Genomic DNA, 15,631 nt, shown 5'->3' with positions numbered 1-15,631 from the left:
GTCCGGGACCGCCCGGAAGGGACGGCAACCGCTGGCCGTAGCTTTGCACCGCCGGTTTTCGGTCAAGCGGCCGCTCGCCATAAGCTAGCCCCATGACTTCCACTCAAGAATCCAACGCGGCCGAGTTCCGTATTGAACATGACACGATGGGCGAAGTTCGCGTCCCCGTGAACGCACTGTACCGCGCCCAGACGCAGCGCGCCGTGGAGAACTTCCCGATCTCCGGCAAGACGCTTGAGCGCGCACACATCGAGGCCCTGGCCCGCGTCAAGAAAGCCGCCGCCCTGGCAAACGCAGAACTGGGAGTGCTCGACGGCGAGCTCGCCGAGGCCATTGCCAATGCTGCCGATGAGGTTGCCGCCGGAAAGTACGACGGCGACTTCCCGATCGACGTCTTCCAGACCGGCTCGGGCACGTCTTCCAACATGAACACCAACGAGGTCATCGCAGAGCTGGCAACGCGCGCCCTCGCCTCCGCCGGGAGCGACAAAGTTGTCCACCCGAACGACCACGTCAACGCTTCCCAGTCCTCCAACGACGTCTTCCCGACATCCGTCCACGTCGCAGCAACGTCGGCCCTGATCAACGATTTGATCCCGGCCCTCGAATACCTGGCTGCTTCCCTGGACCGCAAGGCTGCGGAGTTCAAGGACGTCGTCAAGTCGGGCCGTACGCACCTCATGGATGCCACCCCGGTGACCTTGGGCCAGGAGTTCGGTGGCTATGCCGCGCAGGTCCGTTACGGCATCGAGCGCATCAACGCCGCACTCCCCCGGGTTGCCGAGGTCCCCCTGGGCGGCACCGCCGTCGGCACCGGCATCAACACCCCCGAAGGCTTCCCGGAGCGCGTCATCGAACTCCTTGCCGCGGACACTGGCCTGCCGCTGACCGAGGCGCGCGACCACTTCGAAGCACAGGCCAACCGCGACGGCCTCATCGAGGGTTCCAGCCAGCTGCGCAACATCGCGATCTCCTTCATGAAGATCAACAACGACCTCCGCTGGATGGGTTCCGGCCCCAACACCGGCCTCGGCGAAATCTCCATCCCGGACCTGCAGCCTGGCTCTTCGATCATGCCGGGCAAGGTCAACCCCGTCATCTGCGAAGCCTCGATCATGGTCTGCGCCCAGGTGATCGGCAACGACACCGCCATCGCCTGGTCCGGAACCAACGGCGCTTTCGAGCTCAACGTCGGCATCCCGGTCATGGCCGCCAACCTCCTGGAATCCATCCGGCTCCTGGCCAACACCAGCCGCGTCATGGCCGACAAGATGATCGACGGCATCACCGCCAACGTGGAGCGCGCCCGCTTCCTGGCCGAGGCTTCTCCGTCCATCGTGACGCCGCTGAACAAGTTCATCGGTTACGAAGCAGCGGCAAAGATCGCCAAGAAAGCCGTTGCCGAAGGCCTCACCATCCGCGAGGCCGTAGTCTCCCTCGGTTACCTCGAGCGCGGCGAACTGACGGAAGAGCAGCTCGACAAGGCCCTCGACGTCACCACCATGACCCGCCCGGCCCACAAGGCCTAGCCTCCACTTAGTTCAACAGCAGCGCCCGACGGCGGCCGGCACCTTCCCCACGGAAGGTGCTGGCCGCCGTCGTCGTTTCCGGAACAGTACGACGCGCAAACGGGCCTGCGACACGCAACAGGCTGACACACAGGGAATTCTGGTGTCGAGAATCCGTTTGCGTGTCCTCAGCCAACATCAGCATTTCTTGCACTTTCTTCTTAAGAGTGCAAAACTTTACTTTGTGGAAAATAGTGCAACTAAAGACGGCGGACTCCGGGAGCGCAAGCGGGCGCAGACCCGCGCCGCGATCTCCGCCGTCGCACGGTCCCTGACCGCCCGGCGCGGCCTCAACGGTTTCACCGTCGAGGAAGCCTGCGAACAAGCCGGAATATCGCGCCGGACGTTCTTCAACTACTTCCATACGAAGGAAGACGCGGTGATCGGCTCGTTCTCCGACGAACTTCCGGAAGATGCGTTGGCCGCCTTCAACCGCAACCCCGCCCCCTCCGCGGGCTCCATCTCCGACTCGCTGCTGTCCGCCCTGCTCCAGTTCACTCTGGCGGTCCTCGAGCGGTCCACCATCAACCCGTCCGAAATCCGCCAGCTCATCGCTGCCGTCACGGCCGAGCCCCAACTCCTGGGCCGGTTGACACGCGAAGGCGAAGTACGCGAGCGCCAGTTCGCCGAACTCATCGCCGCACGCGAAGGCCTCACAGCGGACCACCCCGAGATCATCATGGCCGCCGCAGTCTTCGGGGCAGTCACCAAGAAGACCAGCCAACAGTTCTTTTCGGAGGAAAACACCCGGCCTTACCGCGAACTGCTGGATCAGAACCTCAACGCGGCACGCGTGCTCTTCGCCCAACCGCTGGACACCAACCCCGTCGAACCCCAGAAGGACCAATTGTGAGTACCACGCTCAAGACCAAAGCGGCCGCACCGCTGCTCTTGACCCAGAGAAGGATCTGGATCATTTTCTCGGCGTTGATCGCCGGAATGCTGCTCTCCAGCCTGGACCAGACCATTGTGTCCACGGCCATGCCCACCATCGTCGGCAAGCTCGGCGGCGTGGAGAATCAGGCCTGGATCACCACCGCCTACCTGTTGGCCACCACCATCGTCATGCCGATCTACGGCAAGTTCGGTGACATCCTGGGCCGGCGGAACCTCTTCCTGATCGCCATCGGCTTGTTCACGGCTGCCTCCATCGGCTGTGCCTTCGCCACGGATTTCTGGGGCTTCGTGATCTTCCGTGCCATCCAGGGCTTGGGCGGCGGCGGTCTGATGATCCTGTCCCAGGCCATCATCGCCGATATCGTGCCGGCAAAGGAACGCGGCAAGTACATGGGTCCCCTGGGCGCGATCTTCGGCCTCTCCGCCGTTGCCGGTCCGCTCCTGGGCGGCTTCTTCGTGGACCATCTGACCTGGGAATGGGCCTTTTACATCAACATCCCCGTCGGCATCGCGGCGTTCACCATCGCCTGGTTCACGCTCACCCTGCCGAACAAGAGGGCCGAAAAGCGCATCGATATCCTGGGCGTGCTGCTGCTATCCGCCGCGACGGCCTGCCTGATCTTCTTCACCGACTTCGGCGGCAAGAAGGACCAGGGCTGGGACTCCCCGCTCACCTGGGCCTTCGGCGCCGGCATGGTGCTTGCTGCTTTCCTCTTCGTCCTCGTGGAGCGCAAGGCAGAAGACCCCATCATTCCGCTGAGCCTGTTCAAGAACCGGATTTTCATGAACGCAACGGCCATCGGCTTCACCTTGGGGCTCGGCATGTTCGCCGCCATCGCCTTCGTGCCGACGTTCCTGCAGATGTCCTCCGGCACCTCCGCCGCGGTCTCCGGTCTACTCATGCTGCCGATGATGGTGGGACTCATGGGTACCTCGATCTATTCCGGTATCCGCATCTCGAAAACCGGCAAATACAAGATGTTCCCGATCCTCGGAGCCAGCCTCACCATCATTGCCATGCTGTGGCTCACTACGCTCACCGCGGCAACTCCGATCTGGGTCATCTGCATCCAGCTGTTCATCTTCGGCGCTGGCCTGGGCTTGATCATGCAGGTCATCGTCCTGGTGGTGCAGAATGCGGTTCCAGCGGAACAGATCGGAACGGCCACGAGCACCAACAACTACTTCCGCGAAGTCGGGGCTTCGTTGGGCGTGGCTGTCTTCGGCTCAATCTTCACGACGAGGCTGGCTGAGTCCCTCACCAAGGCATTCACGGGGGCCGGCGCTTCCGCCGCACAGGCTGCGCAGTCCACCAGCAAGCTCGATCCCCAGACGCTGGCCCAACTGCCTGCTCAGATCAAGGACGCCATCATCAACGCCTATGCCGATTCGCTGGCACCGGTGTTCTGGTACCTGATCCCGTTCATCGCCGTCGCGCTCTTGCTCGCCATCACGCTCAAGCAAATCACGCTCTCCGATACCGCCGGAATGGTGGCCCGGGGCGAGGCCGTCGGGGGCGAGGAGGCAGAACGCCTTGAAGCCGAACGCCTCGGTGCGTCTGCAGAGGGATCTGCCGACGCTTCGGCTGAGGGGACCGTCGACAGCGTGGCGGACAACGACGGCGAGCTCGCCAGGCGCTGAAGCCAGGACATGCCCGGCTTTGGCTCGGACCAGTGGACATATGGGGAATATGCCCAGTGCTCGAATGCAAGGCTGGGCATGTCCACTTGGGCCGCCCGGCTGGCTGAGCCGCTGTCGGGCGCCGGGGCGCCGCAATCTTTGGGGGTTGCGGCGCCCCTGTGTCGTCTGGCTTAGGCTGGAACAATGAGTCCAGAGCCCGATGAATCAGCGAACATCAACCCGGCGGTCCGCTGGGGCCTGGGGGCCGTGCTTTTCGGCCTTCTGGCCGTCTCAATGGCCTTCGCCCGGGGAGAATGGTGGACCGTTGCCGGCGCCATTCTTTGCGGTGCGGCCGCATGTATCTTCGGCGCCCGGGCGATCCTCGCGGCTCGTCAATCGCGCTGATACGCGACGGCGGTGCCCGGTTCCAGCGCAAGCCGGATGGTTTCGCGGTGCCCGGCACTGATCTCAGGCAACTCGTCGAGGGCAAACCAGCCGACCGCGATTGATTCGTCGTCGTTGACGCGGGCGTCTCCGGATACGTAGCGGCATTTGAAGGCGATATCCAGGAAGTCGCAGACGTCCCCGTTGGGATAGGTGACCGGGCCGATCACCCCTACCGCCAGGATCCGCTCTGTTTCCGCCACAACGGCGGTCTCTTCGAAGATCTCCCGGATCAATCCGGGGGCAGGGTGCTCCCCTGGCTCGAGCATTCCCGTGATCAAGGTCCAACGGCGGTTATCCGCCCGTTGGCACAGAAGGACCCGGTTCTCGTCGTCCAACACCACGCCGCGCACGCCAGGCAGCCACAGCGGGTCGTTGCCGATCTTCTCGCGGATTTGCAGGATGAATTCCGGGACCGCCACTGCCTTAGCCCGCCTTCGTTGGAACAGTTAACACCAGCAAGAGCATTGCCTCCGCTTCCGGATCGGATCCGCCAGTAGGGCGAGTATCCCACCGGGGACGCCCGAATGACAGCAGCCGGGACTGTTCGGGCGGGTGCCTTCGCGCCGCCTGGGAGGCCGTCCTTAGGCGGGCAGGGCGAGCATCGCGGCCGCGGCACCGGCCAGCATGAAGGGCCCGAAAGGTATGGCTGATTTGAGCGTCCCGCGACGGGCCGCCAGGACTCCAAGACTCCACAGGCCGCCGAAGAGGAACGCCGCAAACGTTCCCGCGAAGACGTGCGCCCAGCCGAGATAGCCAAGGTACAGGCCCAGAACTCCGGCCAGTTTGACGTCGCCGAAGCCCATCCCCGGCGGATACACCAAACGCAGGACGAAGTAGAAAAGCCACAGCGCCACTCCCCCGGCCACGATTCCCAAGGCGGGAACCCCGAGGAAGGAAGCGCCGCCGTCGGGCACGTTCCCTGCCGCGCCGGAAAGGTTCCCGCCCGAAAGAGCGAAGGCGATCGCTGCGCCGAGCAACAACACTCCGGCGATGGCGTAGGAGGGGAACACGATCCGGTTGGGCAGCAGGTGGTGGCGGACGTCGATGACTGTGAGGCGGGCAGCCATGATCGCAAAGTACACGCATGCTGCGAGTAGCAGCCAGAAGGCCGGGAAACTGGTCCCCCATAATTCGCCAAGTCGTCGGATCACCCTCGGATGCTATCGGGTTTCTGAAACGCGCGCCGGTCGCACACCCTTAGACTGTGGATATGGGGCGCTACAGTGCAGAAATCCAAGGCAGTCCGGACGCCGACATGTCCTCCATCTTCCGAAACCTCTGCCGTTCCTCCCCGTGGAAATGGACCAGCCTGAGGTTCGAATACCTGGAGCTGCCGGGCAACGCAGGAGACACTGTGCGCGCCTGGCTGCGCCGGCCGGGAGCGCTTCGACTCGAAACCCTGGATGGCACACTTCTGCACAGCACCACTGGCATTAACGACTCCCGCGATGGGTTATACCTTGGTTCCAAGCGCAAATCTTGGCTCTTGCCGGCCCATTTGGTGACCCCAGTGTACGACTCCGGAGGTTTGGTCCGCCGGCGCCCCGAGGCGGCGTACGGTGAGCCGTCCTTCGGCAATGGACGGCTGGCTGCCGCCTTGGACCCCGTGGAACTCGCGGGAAACGCGCCGGTTCCCATGGAATTTCCCGAATCAAACCGCGTGGCCCTCGGTCCTATCCGGGAAGTCGACCACGAGGGACGTCCGGCACTGGAAACCATCGCGACGCCGGGACACAGTTACGTGGCGTCGGATGCGGCCAAGCCCCTCTGTTTTCCCGGACGCACGCTCTTGCGGGTGGACTCAGGAACGGGCGTGTGCGTTTCGAGTCAATCGCTCGACGGCGACACAACCAGTCAGGGGCATTGGATGCGGATCCTGGGGGTGGACGAATACATGCTGGACGATCTGTTCCTCGCCGAATCGATGAACCTCACGGATGTCAGGAAGCACATCAGCTGGGACATCGGCCCCCGCGCCTGAGAGAGGTCGCCGGGGATGGTCGCGCCTAAGGCGTCGGCAGGAACGCTCGCTCACCTATGTCGTCAAAATCCCGGACCCTCGCTCACATCATTTGCGCGTTGGAAACCCTATGAGTGAGCGAGCGGCGAAAACGCGACAAAAGTGATCGAGCGTCCGCCGGAACGCCGACGTATCTGAGCGAGCGCCCGCCGAAAACGCGACAAAAGTGATCGAGCGTCGGTGACAGACGCACACGCACGGATGGCATAGAGCCGTGGCTGGGCGAACCCGGCCACGGCCCTATGCGCGACGGTGGAGCCTAGATTTCCGCCCCTTCAAGCAGTTCCGTCACGAGGGCAGCGATCGGCGAGCGCTCGGAGCGGGTCAGGGTGATGTGGCCGAACAGCGGGTGGCCCTTGAGGGTCTCGACGACGGCGGCAACGCCGTCGTGCCGACCGACGCGCAAGTTGTCCCGCTGGGCGACGTCGTGGGTCAGGACGATCTTGGAGTTCTGGCCGATACGGCTCATCACGGTAAGGAGCACGTTCTTTTCAAGCGACTGGGCCTCGTCCACGATTACGAAGGCGTCGTGGAGTGAGCGTCCGCGGATATGGGTCAGCGGCATGACCTCGAGCATGCCCCGGTCCATGACTTCTTCCACGACTTCCTGGCTGACGAGTGCACCGAGGGTGTCGAAGACCGCCTGCGCCCAGGGGTTCATCTTCTCTGCCTCGGAACCAGGCAGGTAACCAAGTTCCTGCCCGCCAACCGCGTACAGCGGTCGGAAAACGATCACTTTGCGGTGTTCCCTGCGTTCCAGGACTGCCTCGAGTCCGGCACACAAGGCGAGGGCTGACTTTCCAGTGCCTGCCCGGCCGCCGATCGAGACGATTCCGACGCTGGGGTCCATGAGCAGATCAATGGCAAGCCGTTGCTCCGCTGAACGGCCGTGCAGTCCGAAGACATCACGGTCACCCTTGACCAGGCGTACCTGCTTGTCCGCGCCAACACGTCCCAAGGCCGAGCCCCGGTTCGAGAGCAGCACCAGGCCGGTGTTGACCGGCAGTTCGGCCGCGGCCGGAATGAAGACCGGTTCGTGGCCGTAGAGGGTGGTGATTTCGTCCTCGCTGGCCTCGATCTCTGCCATGCCGGTCCAGCCGGAGTCCTTGACGAGTTCGTTGCGGTATTCGTCCGCGAACAGCCCCATGGCAGAGGCCTTGACGCGCATGGGGAGGTCTTTGGAGACAACCGTGACGTTGTGGCCTTCGTTGGCGAGATTTTTCGCGACGGCCAGAATACGGCTGTCGTTGTCCGCGCCCCGGAATCCTGCAGGCAGGACTTCGGTGGAGACGTGGTTCATCTCGACTCGCAGTGTGCCGCCGTCGGATCCGATCGGGATGGGTTGATTCAACCCGCCATGCTCAATGCGCAGGTCGTCCAGGAGCCTGAGCGCTTTGCGGGCGAAGTAGCCCAACTCGGGATCGTGGCGTTTGCCCTCCAATTCGGTGATGACCACGATCGGGACAATGACTTCGTGCTCCGCGAAGCGCAACAGGGCGTGCGGATCGGAAAGCAATACGGAAGTGTCAATCACATAGCTTCGGCCAGTCAGGGTGTCGGGCTTCGCAGCCCGACCGTTTTTGGCCCGCTTGGTGCGAGAGGTAGCTGAACTTTCCCCGTCGGAAACGACTACGGGCAGTTGCTCAGAAATAGCCACATCGACTCCAGCCCCGGGCGAACCCGGCTTATTCGTGAGGCGGCTCGGCCGGAAGGCCGGGCGCGGCCCCCCCACGTAACTGGTGCGATGATTCGCTCCATCTACTGGCCTCCCCGATCAGCAGGCGGTTTGCCTACTGATGGGATTAACGTATTCCTGTGCCATTACATTTCCGGTGAGCGCAAACGGCGATTCGTGTAGACAAAATGTGAACTTCCCGTAAACGGGAGCTCACGGGCAAGACGCTGCGTCAAGAACCGAAGCGGCGCTGGCGGCCCGCATAGTCCCGCAGGGCCCGAAGGAAATCGATCTTGCGGAACGCAGGCCAGAGTGCCTCGCAAAAGTAGAACTCACTGTAGGCGCTTTGCCACATGAGGAAGCCGGACAAGCGCTGCTCACCTGATGTGCGGATCACCAGATCGGGGTCGGGCTGGCCTCGCGTGTAGAGGAACCGTGAGATGTCGTCCACTGATAGTTCATCGGCCAGCTCGCCTATATCGCGACCATGCGCGACCGCATCGTGCAGCAGTTCCCGGACGGCGTCGACGATCTCGCGCCGCCCGCCGTACCCGACGGCCACGTTAACGTGCAGCCGCTCGCGGATCGGAGTGCGGGCCGTGAGCTTGTTGAGCCGCTCGGCGAGATAGTCCGGCAGGAGCTCGGGGGCACCCATGGCGTGGACTGAGATGTCGGCGTCCTCGTCCAGTCGATCCAGGGTGTTGGCGATGATGCCCATCAATAGTTCGAGCTCTTCGCCGGAGCGGCTCATGTTGTCCGTCGATAGCATGTACAACGTGACGACTTTGACTCCAAGTTCCTGGCACCACCCCAGGAACTCGTGGATCTTGTCCGCCCCTGCTTGGTGGCCTTCGCTGGTGGGCGCGTTGAATTGTCGCGCCCAGCGGCGATTGCCATCCACCATCACGCCGATGTGCCGGGGAATCTTGTCCTGCTCGAGCGATCGGAGCAGCTTGCGCTCGTAGAAGCCGTAGAGGAAGCCGGGCCACTCCATCCGGACACTCACCTGACTTCCTTTGAACGGCAACTGAAAGCGACACGACGACGACGGCGGCTGGCCGGGCGGCCGCCCTCAGTCAAACAACCATCACCACCTCCGGGGCGCGGCCGAAGGTGCACCACCAAGGCTACCTTCCCAAGCTAGGCCACCGGCACACCGGGGTCTTGAAACTCGATTGAACAACTCATTACTCGGCAGTAACTTTTCAGGACGCGGGTTACGCTTAAACGATGTCGGAGCTGCTCACAATCAAGCCAAGGTGGCGCGGCTGGATACATGCTGTGGCCACGCCGTTCGCCGTCGCGGCAGGGATCGCCCTGGTCACGCTGGCACCTACGGCAGACCGGAAGATCGCTTCGGCCATCTACGCTTTCACGGGCGTACTGCTCTTCGGCGTGTCCGCGGTCTACCATCGCGGCGACTGGGAGCCGAAGACCAGAATGGTCCTCAAGCGACTAGACCACACCAACATCATGTTGGTAATCGCAGGCAGCTATACGCCTTTGGCGTGGTCGCTGCTGGAGCGCCCCAAGGCGGTGCTCCTGCTGTGGGTCATTTGGTCCGGGGCGCTGCTAGGAGTGTTGTTCCGGGTCCTCTGGACTGGCGCTCCCCGTTGGCTCTACGTGCCCATCTACGTGGCACTAGGCTGTGGCGCGTTGTTCTATTTGCCTGAGTTTTTCGCGGCAAATGCCCCGGCCGCGGTCCTGATCTGCGTGGGCGGAGCCCTTTACATCGCCGGCGCGGTTTTCTACGGAATCAAGAAGCCAAACTTCAGCCCCAAGAACTTCGGCTTCCATGAACTCTTCCACGCCCTCACGGTGCTGGCGTTCGCGGCGCATTTTGCCGCCATCATGATCGCGGTGCGCAGCTAGCTGTACCGCCCAGGGCGCCCCGAAACCAGTCAGTTCTCCGTCATCGCCACAAGACGCTGCTCGAGTTCCTCGACCAAGCCAAGCGGCAAGTCACAGACCATCCCCCGGCATAGGTACACCTGGGGCGAGCCGTCCGCAGTGGCCGTTCGGGCCTCCAGCAGTGGCACCTCCGGTTCCATGACCCCGATCTCCGGCAGCGCGCCGTCGTCGGCTCCTTCTTTGACGGGCCCCTCTTCTTCGGATTCCTCGCCCTGCACGGCCACCACCATCCCGGGGCTCGGAGAGGCCAGCAGGGCACGGTGGAGTTCCCGTTGGATCGGACCAGCGGGGCCGGATACGGCGGCCTCTATGGGGCCGGCCACGGCCGCTTGGGCGGTCGCAAGCAGCCAGCCCGCCACCCTCGGTGCCCGGCCCGCTATCGGAGGCAGGAGGGACAGGATGTTGCTTGCCATGACCCTGTGCTCGTGGGAACCCGAATACGCAGCGTAGCTCAGCAGCACCCCGGCAAAGGCAGCCGCCCCGCTGGGCGCCGCATTGTCGAAGGGGTCCAACCCCGGGTGCTGCCCCTGTGCGTTGAAGACCTGGGCCGACTCTCCCACGGAATCCGACAACCTGCCGTCCACCACGAAGCGGGCGCAGGCTCCGCGAATCAATTCCTCCGCGAACCCGTACCAGCGCCGGTGGCCGGTCACCGCGTAGAGAGCCAGGAAGCCTTCGGCGCAAAACGCATAATCTTCCAAGAGGCCGCTGATCCCTCGCGCAACGCCATCGTGCGAGACCCTGATCAGCACCTGCGCACCGGAACTAGGCGCACCGGGTTTGGACGCACCGGGCCCGGTCGCCGGGCGCCAATGCACCCGCACCAAGTACGCGGCCACGCTTTCCGCCGCAGCGATCAGTTCCGGTCTGTCCAGGACGGCGCCGGCTTCGGCGAGCGCTGCGATGGCCAGGCCGTTCCAGCCTGCCACTACTTTGTCGTCCCGGGCCGGCTGGGGGCGCGCGGAGCGTGCGGCACGCAGGTCGGGCCGGACGCGGTTCCACAACCGCGATTCCGCCCCGGTCAGTTGGCGCCCGGGATGCAACGGAGAGCCAAGCGCCGAGACCGTGCCCGATGCCCCGATATTCATCAGCCTTGCCACGGCCGCGGCGTCCCCTGGACCCAGCACGGCGTCGAGGCTTTCAGGAGTCCACAGGTAGGACGCCCCTTCGTGATGCACTCCGTCCACCACGGTATCGGCGTCAAGCGAGGACGCGAGCCCGTCCGGCGCTGTGGAATCCCCCATGCCGAGCGAATCCAGCATCCAGTCCGCCGCCCGCGAAGCTACCAGCGCCGCCTCGCCTGCCGGCAGGACCCAGTCGCCGCGCAGCCTGACCCAATGGACGTAGGCGCGCAGAAGCTGGGCATTGTCATAGAGCATTTTCTCGAAATGCGGCACGGACCAATCGGCGGTCACCGAGTACCGGGCGAAGCCGCCGTCGAGCTGGTCGCACAGAGCGGAACGCGCCATCGCGGCGAGCGTACGCCCAGCCATGTCCCGGGCGGCGTCGGACGTGTCAGACGGCACCGCAGCGTGCCGGATCAAGAACTCAAGAACCGCCGACGGCGGGAACTTGGGAGCGCCGCCGAAGCCGCCGCCGTCGGGGTCCTCCGAACGGGCGAGAACGCGCACTGCTTCCGACAGCATGCTTCTGTCGATGACTTCAGGTGGCCGATCGAGGGACACTGCTGTGGCGAGTTGGGCATCGGCCATGCCGGCGGCGAGCCCGCGGGCATTCTGCTCGACGGCGTCGCGGCGTTCCAGCCACGCCTCGTGGACCGCCTCAAGCACCTGCCGGAAGGACGGCCGCCCAGGCTGGGGGGACGGCGGGAAATAGGTGCCCGCATGGAAGGCCAAACCCTCGGGTGTCAGGAAGACGGACATCGGCCAACCGCCCTCGCCGCTGATCGCTTGGGTGGCTGCCATATAGATCGAATCCACGTCCGGGCGTTCCTCGCGGTCCACCTTGATGGCCACGAAGTGGGCGTTCAGGTAGTCCGCGGTGTCCTGGTCTTCGAAGGACTCGTGGGCCATGACGTGGCACCAATGGCACGCGGCATAGCCAATGGAAAGAAAGACGGGAACATCCCGGGCGGCCGCGAAGGCAAAGGCCTCGTCGCCAAAGGGCCGCCAGTGCACGGGATTGTGCGCGTGTTGGCGCAGATAAGCGGACGGTTCGGAGCCGAGGGCATTGGATGCCCCCGGCCATTCCCGGGTGATGCCCGGGTCAGCGGGCTCCGGAGCCGGCATCGCCGTCGGAATCTTCCGCGCTCGGCTTGCCCGAGACGACGCCGCCGTCGGCGCTTCCGTCATTGGCGGCCAGCTGGGCTTCTTCAACCTGGGCACGGTAGCGGACCCGACGGATCCGGCGGACCATGTCCACGATCAGGAAGGTCGTAAGCACCACGATGAAGGCAGTCAGGACGAAGCCCCAGGTTCCAGGCGTCACCTGGTCTTCCGACAGGCCAGGGCGCAGCGACGGGGTCGGGGTAGGCGACGGAGTCGTGGCCAGGGCGATGAGAAAGTAGTGCACGGTTCAAACCTTCTATGGGAGTTTCCAGCCGGTTGGCGACTTCTACGCGTGATAGAAATCGCCGGCGATCCTATCTTAGCCCCGCGAACAGGTCCTTTTCCGGCAGTTCGGCCGGGATCCTGGAGTCGACCAACGTGTAGTCTTCCCACGGCCAGGCCCTGCGCTGCATCTCCGGGGAGACAGCGAAAAAGAAGCCGAGCGGATCGACCTGGGTCCGGTGCGCCCGGAGGGCATCGTCACGGGCTTCGAAATAGTCCCCGCAATCCACCTGCGTGGTGGTCTGGTGGATAGGCCTCGGCGGAGTATGGCCTTCCGCATCGGCTTCGAGCCAGGCAGCCAATCGCTCCGCGTAGGGCGATTGCAGGCCGGCCTCTTCGAGGGCGAAATGCAAGGCACGGAAACGGTCAGGGCTGAAGGCGCGATCGTAATACAGCTTGCTGGGCTCCCAGCTTTCGCCTGTCCCTGGGTAGCGCGTCGGGTCTCCGGCAGCGTGGAAGGCTTCGACGGCAACCTTGTGGGCCATGATGTGGTCCGGATGGGGGTAGCCCCCGTTTTCGTCGTAGCTCACCACGACGTGCGGCTTGAAATCACGGACCAGCCGGACCAGCGGTGCCGCTGCCCGCTCCAGAGGCTGAAGCGCGAAGCAGCCCTCAGGCAGGGCCGGCAAGGGGTCGCCCTCGGGCAGCCCGGAATCCACGAAACCCAACCACCGCTGTTTGATTCCCAGAACGGCGGCCGCCTTGTTCATTTCAAGCCGACGCGCGCCCGCCATATCCCGCTTCGGGTGCGGAGCGGACTCCATGGCAGGATTCTGGATGTCGCCCCGAGAACCGTCAGTGCACGTGGCCACCATGACCTCGACGCCGGAAGCCGCGTACATCGCCATGGTTGCCGCGCCCTTGCTTGACTCGTCGTCCGGATGCGCGTGGACGGCGAGCAGCCGGAGCTGCGTGTCGGGGCTGCTGGATGTGCTCATCCGGTACGGTTCCTCTTTCCGGGTAATGCTCTTCTGGGGCTTGCTGATGGCTGGTTGCTGCTCAGGCGTTTCCGCTGTGTGCAGCGAGGTGCCGGAAGCCCACTAAACTAGGTGGGTGACTTCGGAGGACCCATCGGGCACGGCGCTGCCGGCAACTACCAGCCTAGCCAATCGCTACGGCAGCCAAAAGCACGCCTTCGGCGGGAAAACCAAACGCAACATCGTGATCGCCGCACTCATCCTCGGTATCGGGTTCCTGGCATGGGTCACCACGTCTTCCTCGCAATCGTCAGTGTCCTACAAGGACCTCGGCTACAGCGCCACCGACGCCACTCAGTCCGAGGTCGATTTCCAGGTCACCAAGAACCCTGATGCCACGGCAAAATGCGCCGTCAAGGCCATGGACTCCAAGTTCGCGGTGGTCGGCTGGAAAGTCGTTCAAATCGGTCCGAATGCCCCCAAAGACGGCGCCGACGGCGGCCAGACAACTGTCCAAAGGACTATCCTGCACACCGAGTCCGCGGCCGTGTCTGCCGTCGTGGACAACTGCTGGATTGTGGACGCCGGCAAATAACAGAGGTGTGACCCGCGACTCAGCGAGCTTGGGTTTGTCCACAGGATTGACTACACTAGATCAATACCTTAACCCCGCTGAGTTGGTTGCTGAGTTCCACGAGTGGCCTGCACCGGCGGGGTCTTTGCTTGTCAGATCCATAAGGAGAAGTCCGTGTCGACCACCAACAGCGCGCCTGCAGCTTGGCTTACCCAGGACGCATTTGACCGCTTGAAGGCAGAGCTGGACCACCTTTCCGGCCCTGGCCGTGCGGAGATCGTACAGAAGATCGAAGCCGCCCGTCAGGAAGGCGACCTCAAGGAAAACGGCGGCTACCACGCCGCCAAGGAAGAGCAGGGCAAGATCGAGGCCCGCATCCGCCAGCTGACCGTGCTCCTGCGCGACGCCCAGGTCGGCGAAGCTCCGGCCGATGACGGAATCGTCGAGCCCGGCATGCTCGTCGTCGCACGCATCGCCGGTGACGAAGAAACCTTCCTGCTCGGATCCCGTGAAATCGCCGGCGATTCCGATCTCAACGTCTTCAGCGAAAAGTCTCCGCTGGGCGTGGCGATCATGGGCCACAAGGAGGGCGACAAGATCAGCTACGTCGCCCCCAACGGCAAGGAAATCCCGGTGGAGATTGTTTCCGCCAAGCCGTTCGCTGGCTAACAGTCCTGCAAAGAACGACGCCGGCCCTCGCCTCGCGGGAGGGCCGGCGTCGTTGTTTCCCCCCCAACTGACTCGCAGTTGTTGTCGTTAACACGCCTCTTAACGACACCTAATGCGAGTCAGTTGGGCTGCTGCGAGTCAGTTGGGCTGCGCCAGGGCACGCGGGCGCGGGCGCAGCAGTACCGCGGCCACCACTCCCCCGATGGCCCCGCCGAGGTGCGCTTGCCACGAGACGAAACCCATCATGGTGGGCAGCACGCCGAACAAGATGCTGCCATAGGCCAGGAATAACACCACGGAGAGCAGGATCTGCCACCAGCTGCGGTTGAAGAATCCGCGCACCAGGAGGAAGGCGAAAAGCCCGAAGACCAGTCCCGAGGCGCCCACGGTCACGCCTCCCCCGCCGATCAGCCACACCGCGAGGCCTGAACCCAGCCAGCTGAACGCCAATGCCGTGAGGAACACCCGGAGACCGGAGAGAAACACTAGGAAACCGAAGATGACCAGCGGCAGCGCATTGGACAGGAGGTGGCCGAAGTTGGCGTGGAGCAGGGGAAACGTCAGGATGTCGAAAACCCCGTCGATGTTCCGCGGACGCAGCCCGAACGTGCTGTTGAGGCTATGCGACATCAACGCGTTGACCACCTCGATCACCGCCAACAGCACCACGAAGCCACCCATGAACAGCAACCCGCCCCGGGCTCGAGTGGCCAGGGAGTCCTTTGCCGGTGTCGGCCCGTCTCCGTTGGTGTAGAGCGCCATG

At 64.0% G+C, this 15,631-nt stretch carries 16 protein-coding genes; 8 read left to right on the top strand and 8 right to left on the bottom strand.

The window, feature by feature from the left end; translation table 11 throughout:
* The first annotated feature begins 92 nt into the window (after positions 1-92).
* From AC1DLO_RS13605 to AC1DLO_RS13590, 4 genes are all read left to right on the top strand, one after another.
* Positions 93-1,529, top strand: a complete 1,437-nt coding sequence (locus AC1DLO_RS13605; protein ID WP_476890296.1) for a class II fumarate hydratase — start codon at positions 93-95, stop codon at positions 1,527-1,529.
* 223 nt (positions 1,530-1,752) lie between these two features.
* Positions 1,753-2,421: a TetR/AcrR family transcriptional regulator gene (locus AC1DLO_RS13600; RefSeq protein ID WP_476914496.1), complete on the top strand. Its 669-nt coding sequence runs from the start codon at positions 1,753-1,755 to the stop codon at positions 2,419-2,421.
* Positions 2,418-4,106 carry an MDR family MFS transporter gene (locus AC1DLO_RS13595; RefSeq protein WP_476890294.1) on the top strand — a complete coding sequence of 563 codons (1,689 nt, stop codon included), beginning with the start codon at positions 2,418-2,420 and terminating at the stop codon, positions 4,104-4,106. The genes AC1DLO_RS13600 and AC1DLO_RS13595 overlap by 4 nt, the downstream gene beginning before the upstream one ends.
* Before the next feature lie 183 nt (positions 4,107-4,289).
* Entirely contained in the window at positions 4,290-4,490 is a 201-nt protein-coding gene (locus tag AC1DLO_RS13590; protein WP_476890293.1) for a hypothetical protein, read from the top strand.
* Here the strand turns inward: AC1DLO_RS13590 and AC1DLO_RS13585 are convergent.
* Together AC1DLO_RS13585 and AC1DLO_RS13580 are read right to left on the bottom strand one after the other, a co-directional pair.
* Positions 4,478-4,951, bottom strand: coding sequence for an NUDIX hydrolase (locus AC1DLO_RS13585; RefSeq protein ID WP_184736418.1), 474 nt, complete (start codon positions 4,949-4,951; stop codon positions 4,478-4,480). The two genes, AC1DLO_RS13590 and AC1DLO_RS13585, sit on opposite strands and share 13 nt — an antisense overlap.
* A 162-nt stretch (positions 4,952-5,113) precedes the next feature.
* Positions 5,114-5,683, bottom strand: a complete 570-nt coding sequence (locus AC1DLO_RS13580; protein ID WP_476890292.1) for a prepilin peptidase — start codon at positions 5,681-5,683, stop codon at positions 5,114-5,116.
* A gap of 59 nt (positions 5,684-5,742) precedes the next feature.
* Here AC1DLO_RS13580 and AC1DLO_RS13575 point away from each other — a divergent pair, with 59 nt between their 5' ends.
* Positions 5,743-6,513, top strand: coding sequence for a hypothetical protein (locus tag AC1DLO_RS13575; protein ID WP_476890291.1), 771 nt, complete (start codon positions 5,743-5,745; stop codon positions 6,511-6,513).
* Between the two features lie 298 nt (positions 6,514-6,811).
* On the opposite strand, the gene AC1DLO_RS13570 is transcribed toward AC1DLO_RS13575, so the two are convergent.
* Both AC1DLO_RS13570 and AC1DLO_RS13565 read right to left on the bottom strand, forming a co-directional pair.
* Positions 6,812-8,104, bottom strand: coding sequence for a PhoH family protein (locus AC1DLO_RS13570; RefSeq protein WP_476890360.1), 1,293 nt, complete (start codon positions 8,102-8,104; stop codon positions 6,812-6,814).
* 355 nt (positions 8,105-8,459) lie between these two features.
* Positions 8,460-9,221 (bottom strand): isoprenyl transferase, encoded by a 762-nt coding sequence (locus AC1DLO_RS13565; protein ID WP_184736744.1) that lies wholly within the window; start codon positions 9,219-9,221, stop codon positions 8,460-8,462.
* Between the two features lie 236 nt (positions 9,222-9,457).
* Between AC1DLO_RS13565 and trhA the strand changes: the two genes are divergently transcribed.
* The gene (gene trhA / locus AC1DLO_RS13560; protein ID WP_476890290.1) at positions 9,458-10,099 is read left to right on the top strand and encodes a PAQR family membrane homeostasis protein TrhA; all 642 of its coding nucleotides are present in this window, start codon (positions 9,458-9,460) and stop codon (positions 10,097-10,099) included.
* Between the two features lie 29 nt (positions 10,100-10,128).
* On the opposite strand, the gene AC1DLO_RS13555 is transcribed toward trhA, so the two are convergent.
* The 3 genes from AC1DLO_RS13555 to mca all read right to left on the bottom strand — a co-directional run bounded on the left by AC1DLO_RS13555 (position 10,129) and on the right by mca (position 13,646).
* A complete protein-coding gene (locus AC1DLO_RS13555) occupies positions 10,129-12,387 on the bottom strand; it encodes a thioredoxin domain-containing protein (RefSeq protein WP_476914495.1) in 2,259 nt (752 codons plus the stop codon).
* Positions 12,365-12,670 carry a hypothetical protein gene (locus AC1DLO_RS13550; protein ID WP_476890288.1) on the bottom strand — a complete coding sequence of 102 codons (306 nt, stop codon included), beginning with the start codon at positions 12,668-12,670 and terminating at the stop codon, positions 12,365-12,367. Before AC1DLO_RS13550 ends, AC1DLO_RS13555 begins: the two co-directional genes overlap by 23 nt.
* Positions 12,671-12,740: 70 nt before the next feature.
* Complete coding sequence (gene mca, locus AC1DLO_RS13545) at positions 12,741-13,646, bottom strand: mycothiol conjugate amidase Mca (protein WP_476890287.1); 906 nt, start codon at positions 13,644-13,646, stop codon at positions 12,741-12,743.
* Positions 13,647-13,761: 115 nt separating this feature from the next.
* Here mca and AC1DLO_RS13540 point away from each other — a divergent pair, with 115 nt between their 5' ends.
* Both AC1DLO_RS13540 and greA read left to right on the top strand, forming a co-directional pair.
* Complete coding sequence (locus tag AC1DLO_RS13540) at positions 13,762-14,220, top strand: DUF4307 domain-containing protein (protein WP_476890286.1); 459 nt, start codon at positions 13,762-13,764, stop codon at positions 14,218-14,220.
* 153 nt (positions 14,221-14,373) lie between these two features.
* Positions 14,374-14,868 carry a transcription elongation factor GreA gene (gene greA / locus AC1DLO_RS13535; protein ID WP_184736437.1) on the top strand — a complete coding sequence of 165 codons (495 nt, stop codon included), beginning with the start codon at positions 14,374-14,376 and terminating at the stop codon, positions 14,866-14,868.
* A gap of 138 nt (positions 14,869-15,006) precedes the next feature.
* On the opposite strand, the gene AC1DLO_RS13530 is transcribed toward greA, so the two are convergent.
* Positions 15,007-15,630, bottom strand: a complete 624-nt coding sequence (locus AC1DLO_RS13530; protein ID WP_184736439.1) for a rhomboid family intramembrane serine protease — start codon at positions 15,628-15,630, stop codon at positions 15,007-15,009.
* Position 15,631: the final 1 nt, after the last annotated feature.

Source organism: Arthrobacter sp. 01T419, assembly GCF_056398865.1.
The sequence above is the reverse complement of the archived record's forward strand: the minus strand, read 5'-3'. Positions and strand labels throughout refer to the sequence as shown.

Bases quoted from the DNA above. Each gene is read 5' to 3' on its own strand.
- AC1DLO_RS13605 (WP_476890296.1), top strand. From the start codon at position 93: ATGACTTCCACTCAAGAATCCAACGCGGCCGAGTTCCGTATTGAACAT.
- AC1DLO_RS13590 (WP_476890293.1), top strand. From the start codon at position 4,290: ATGAGTCCAGAGCCCGATGAATCAGCGAACATCAACCCGGCGGTCCGC.
- trhA (WP_476890290.1), top strand. From the start codon at position 9,458: ATGTCGGAGCTGCTCACAATCAAGCCAAGGTGGCGCGGCTGGATACAT.
- AC1DLO_RS13530 (WP_184736439.1), bottom strand. From the start codon at position 15,630: ATGGCGCTCTACACCAACGGAGACGGGCCGACACCGGCAAAGGACTCC.
- AC1DLO_RS13555 (WP_476914495.1), bottom strand. From the start codon at position 12,387: ATGCCGGCTCCGGAGCCCGCTGACCCGGGCATCACCCGGGAATGGCCG.
- AC1DLO_RS13565 (WP_184736744.1), bottom strand. From the start codon at position 9,221: ATGGAGTGGCCCGGCTTCCTCTACGGCTTCTACGAGCGCAAGCTGCTC.
- AC1DLO_RS13575 (WP_476890291.1), top strand. From the start codon at position 5,743: ATGGGGCGCTACAGTGCAGAAATCCAAGGCAGTCCGGACGCCGACATG.
- mca (WP_476890287.1), bottom strand. From the start codon at position 13,646: ATGAGCACATCCAGCAGCCCCGACACGCAGCTCCGGCTGCTCGCCGTC.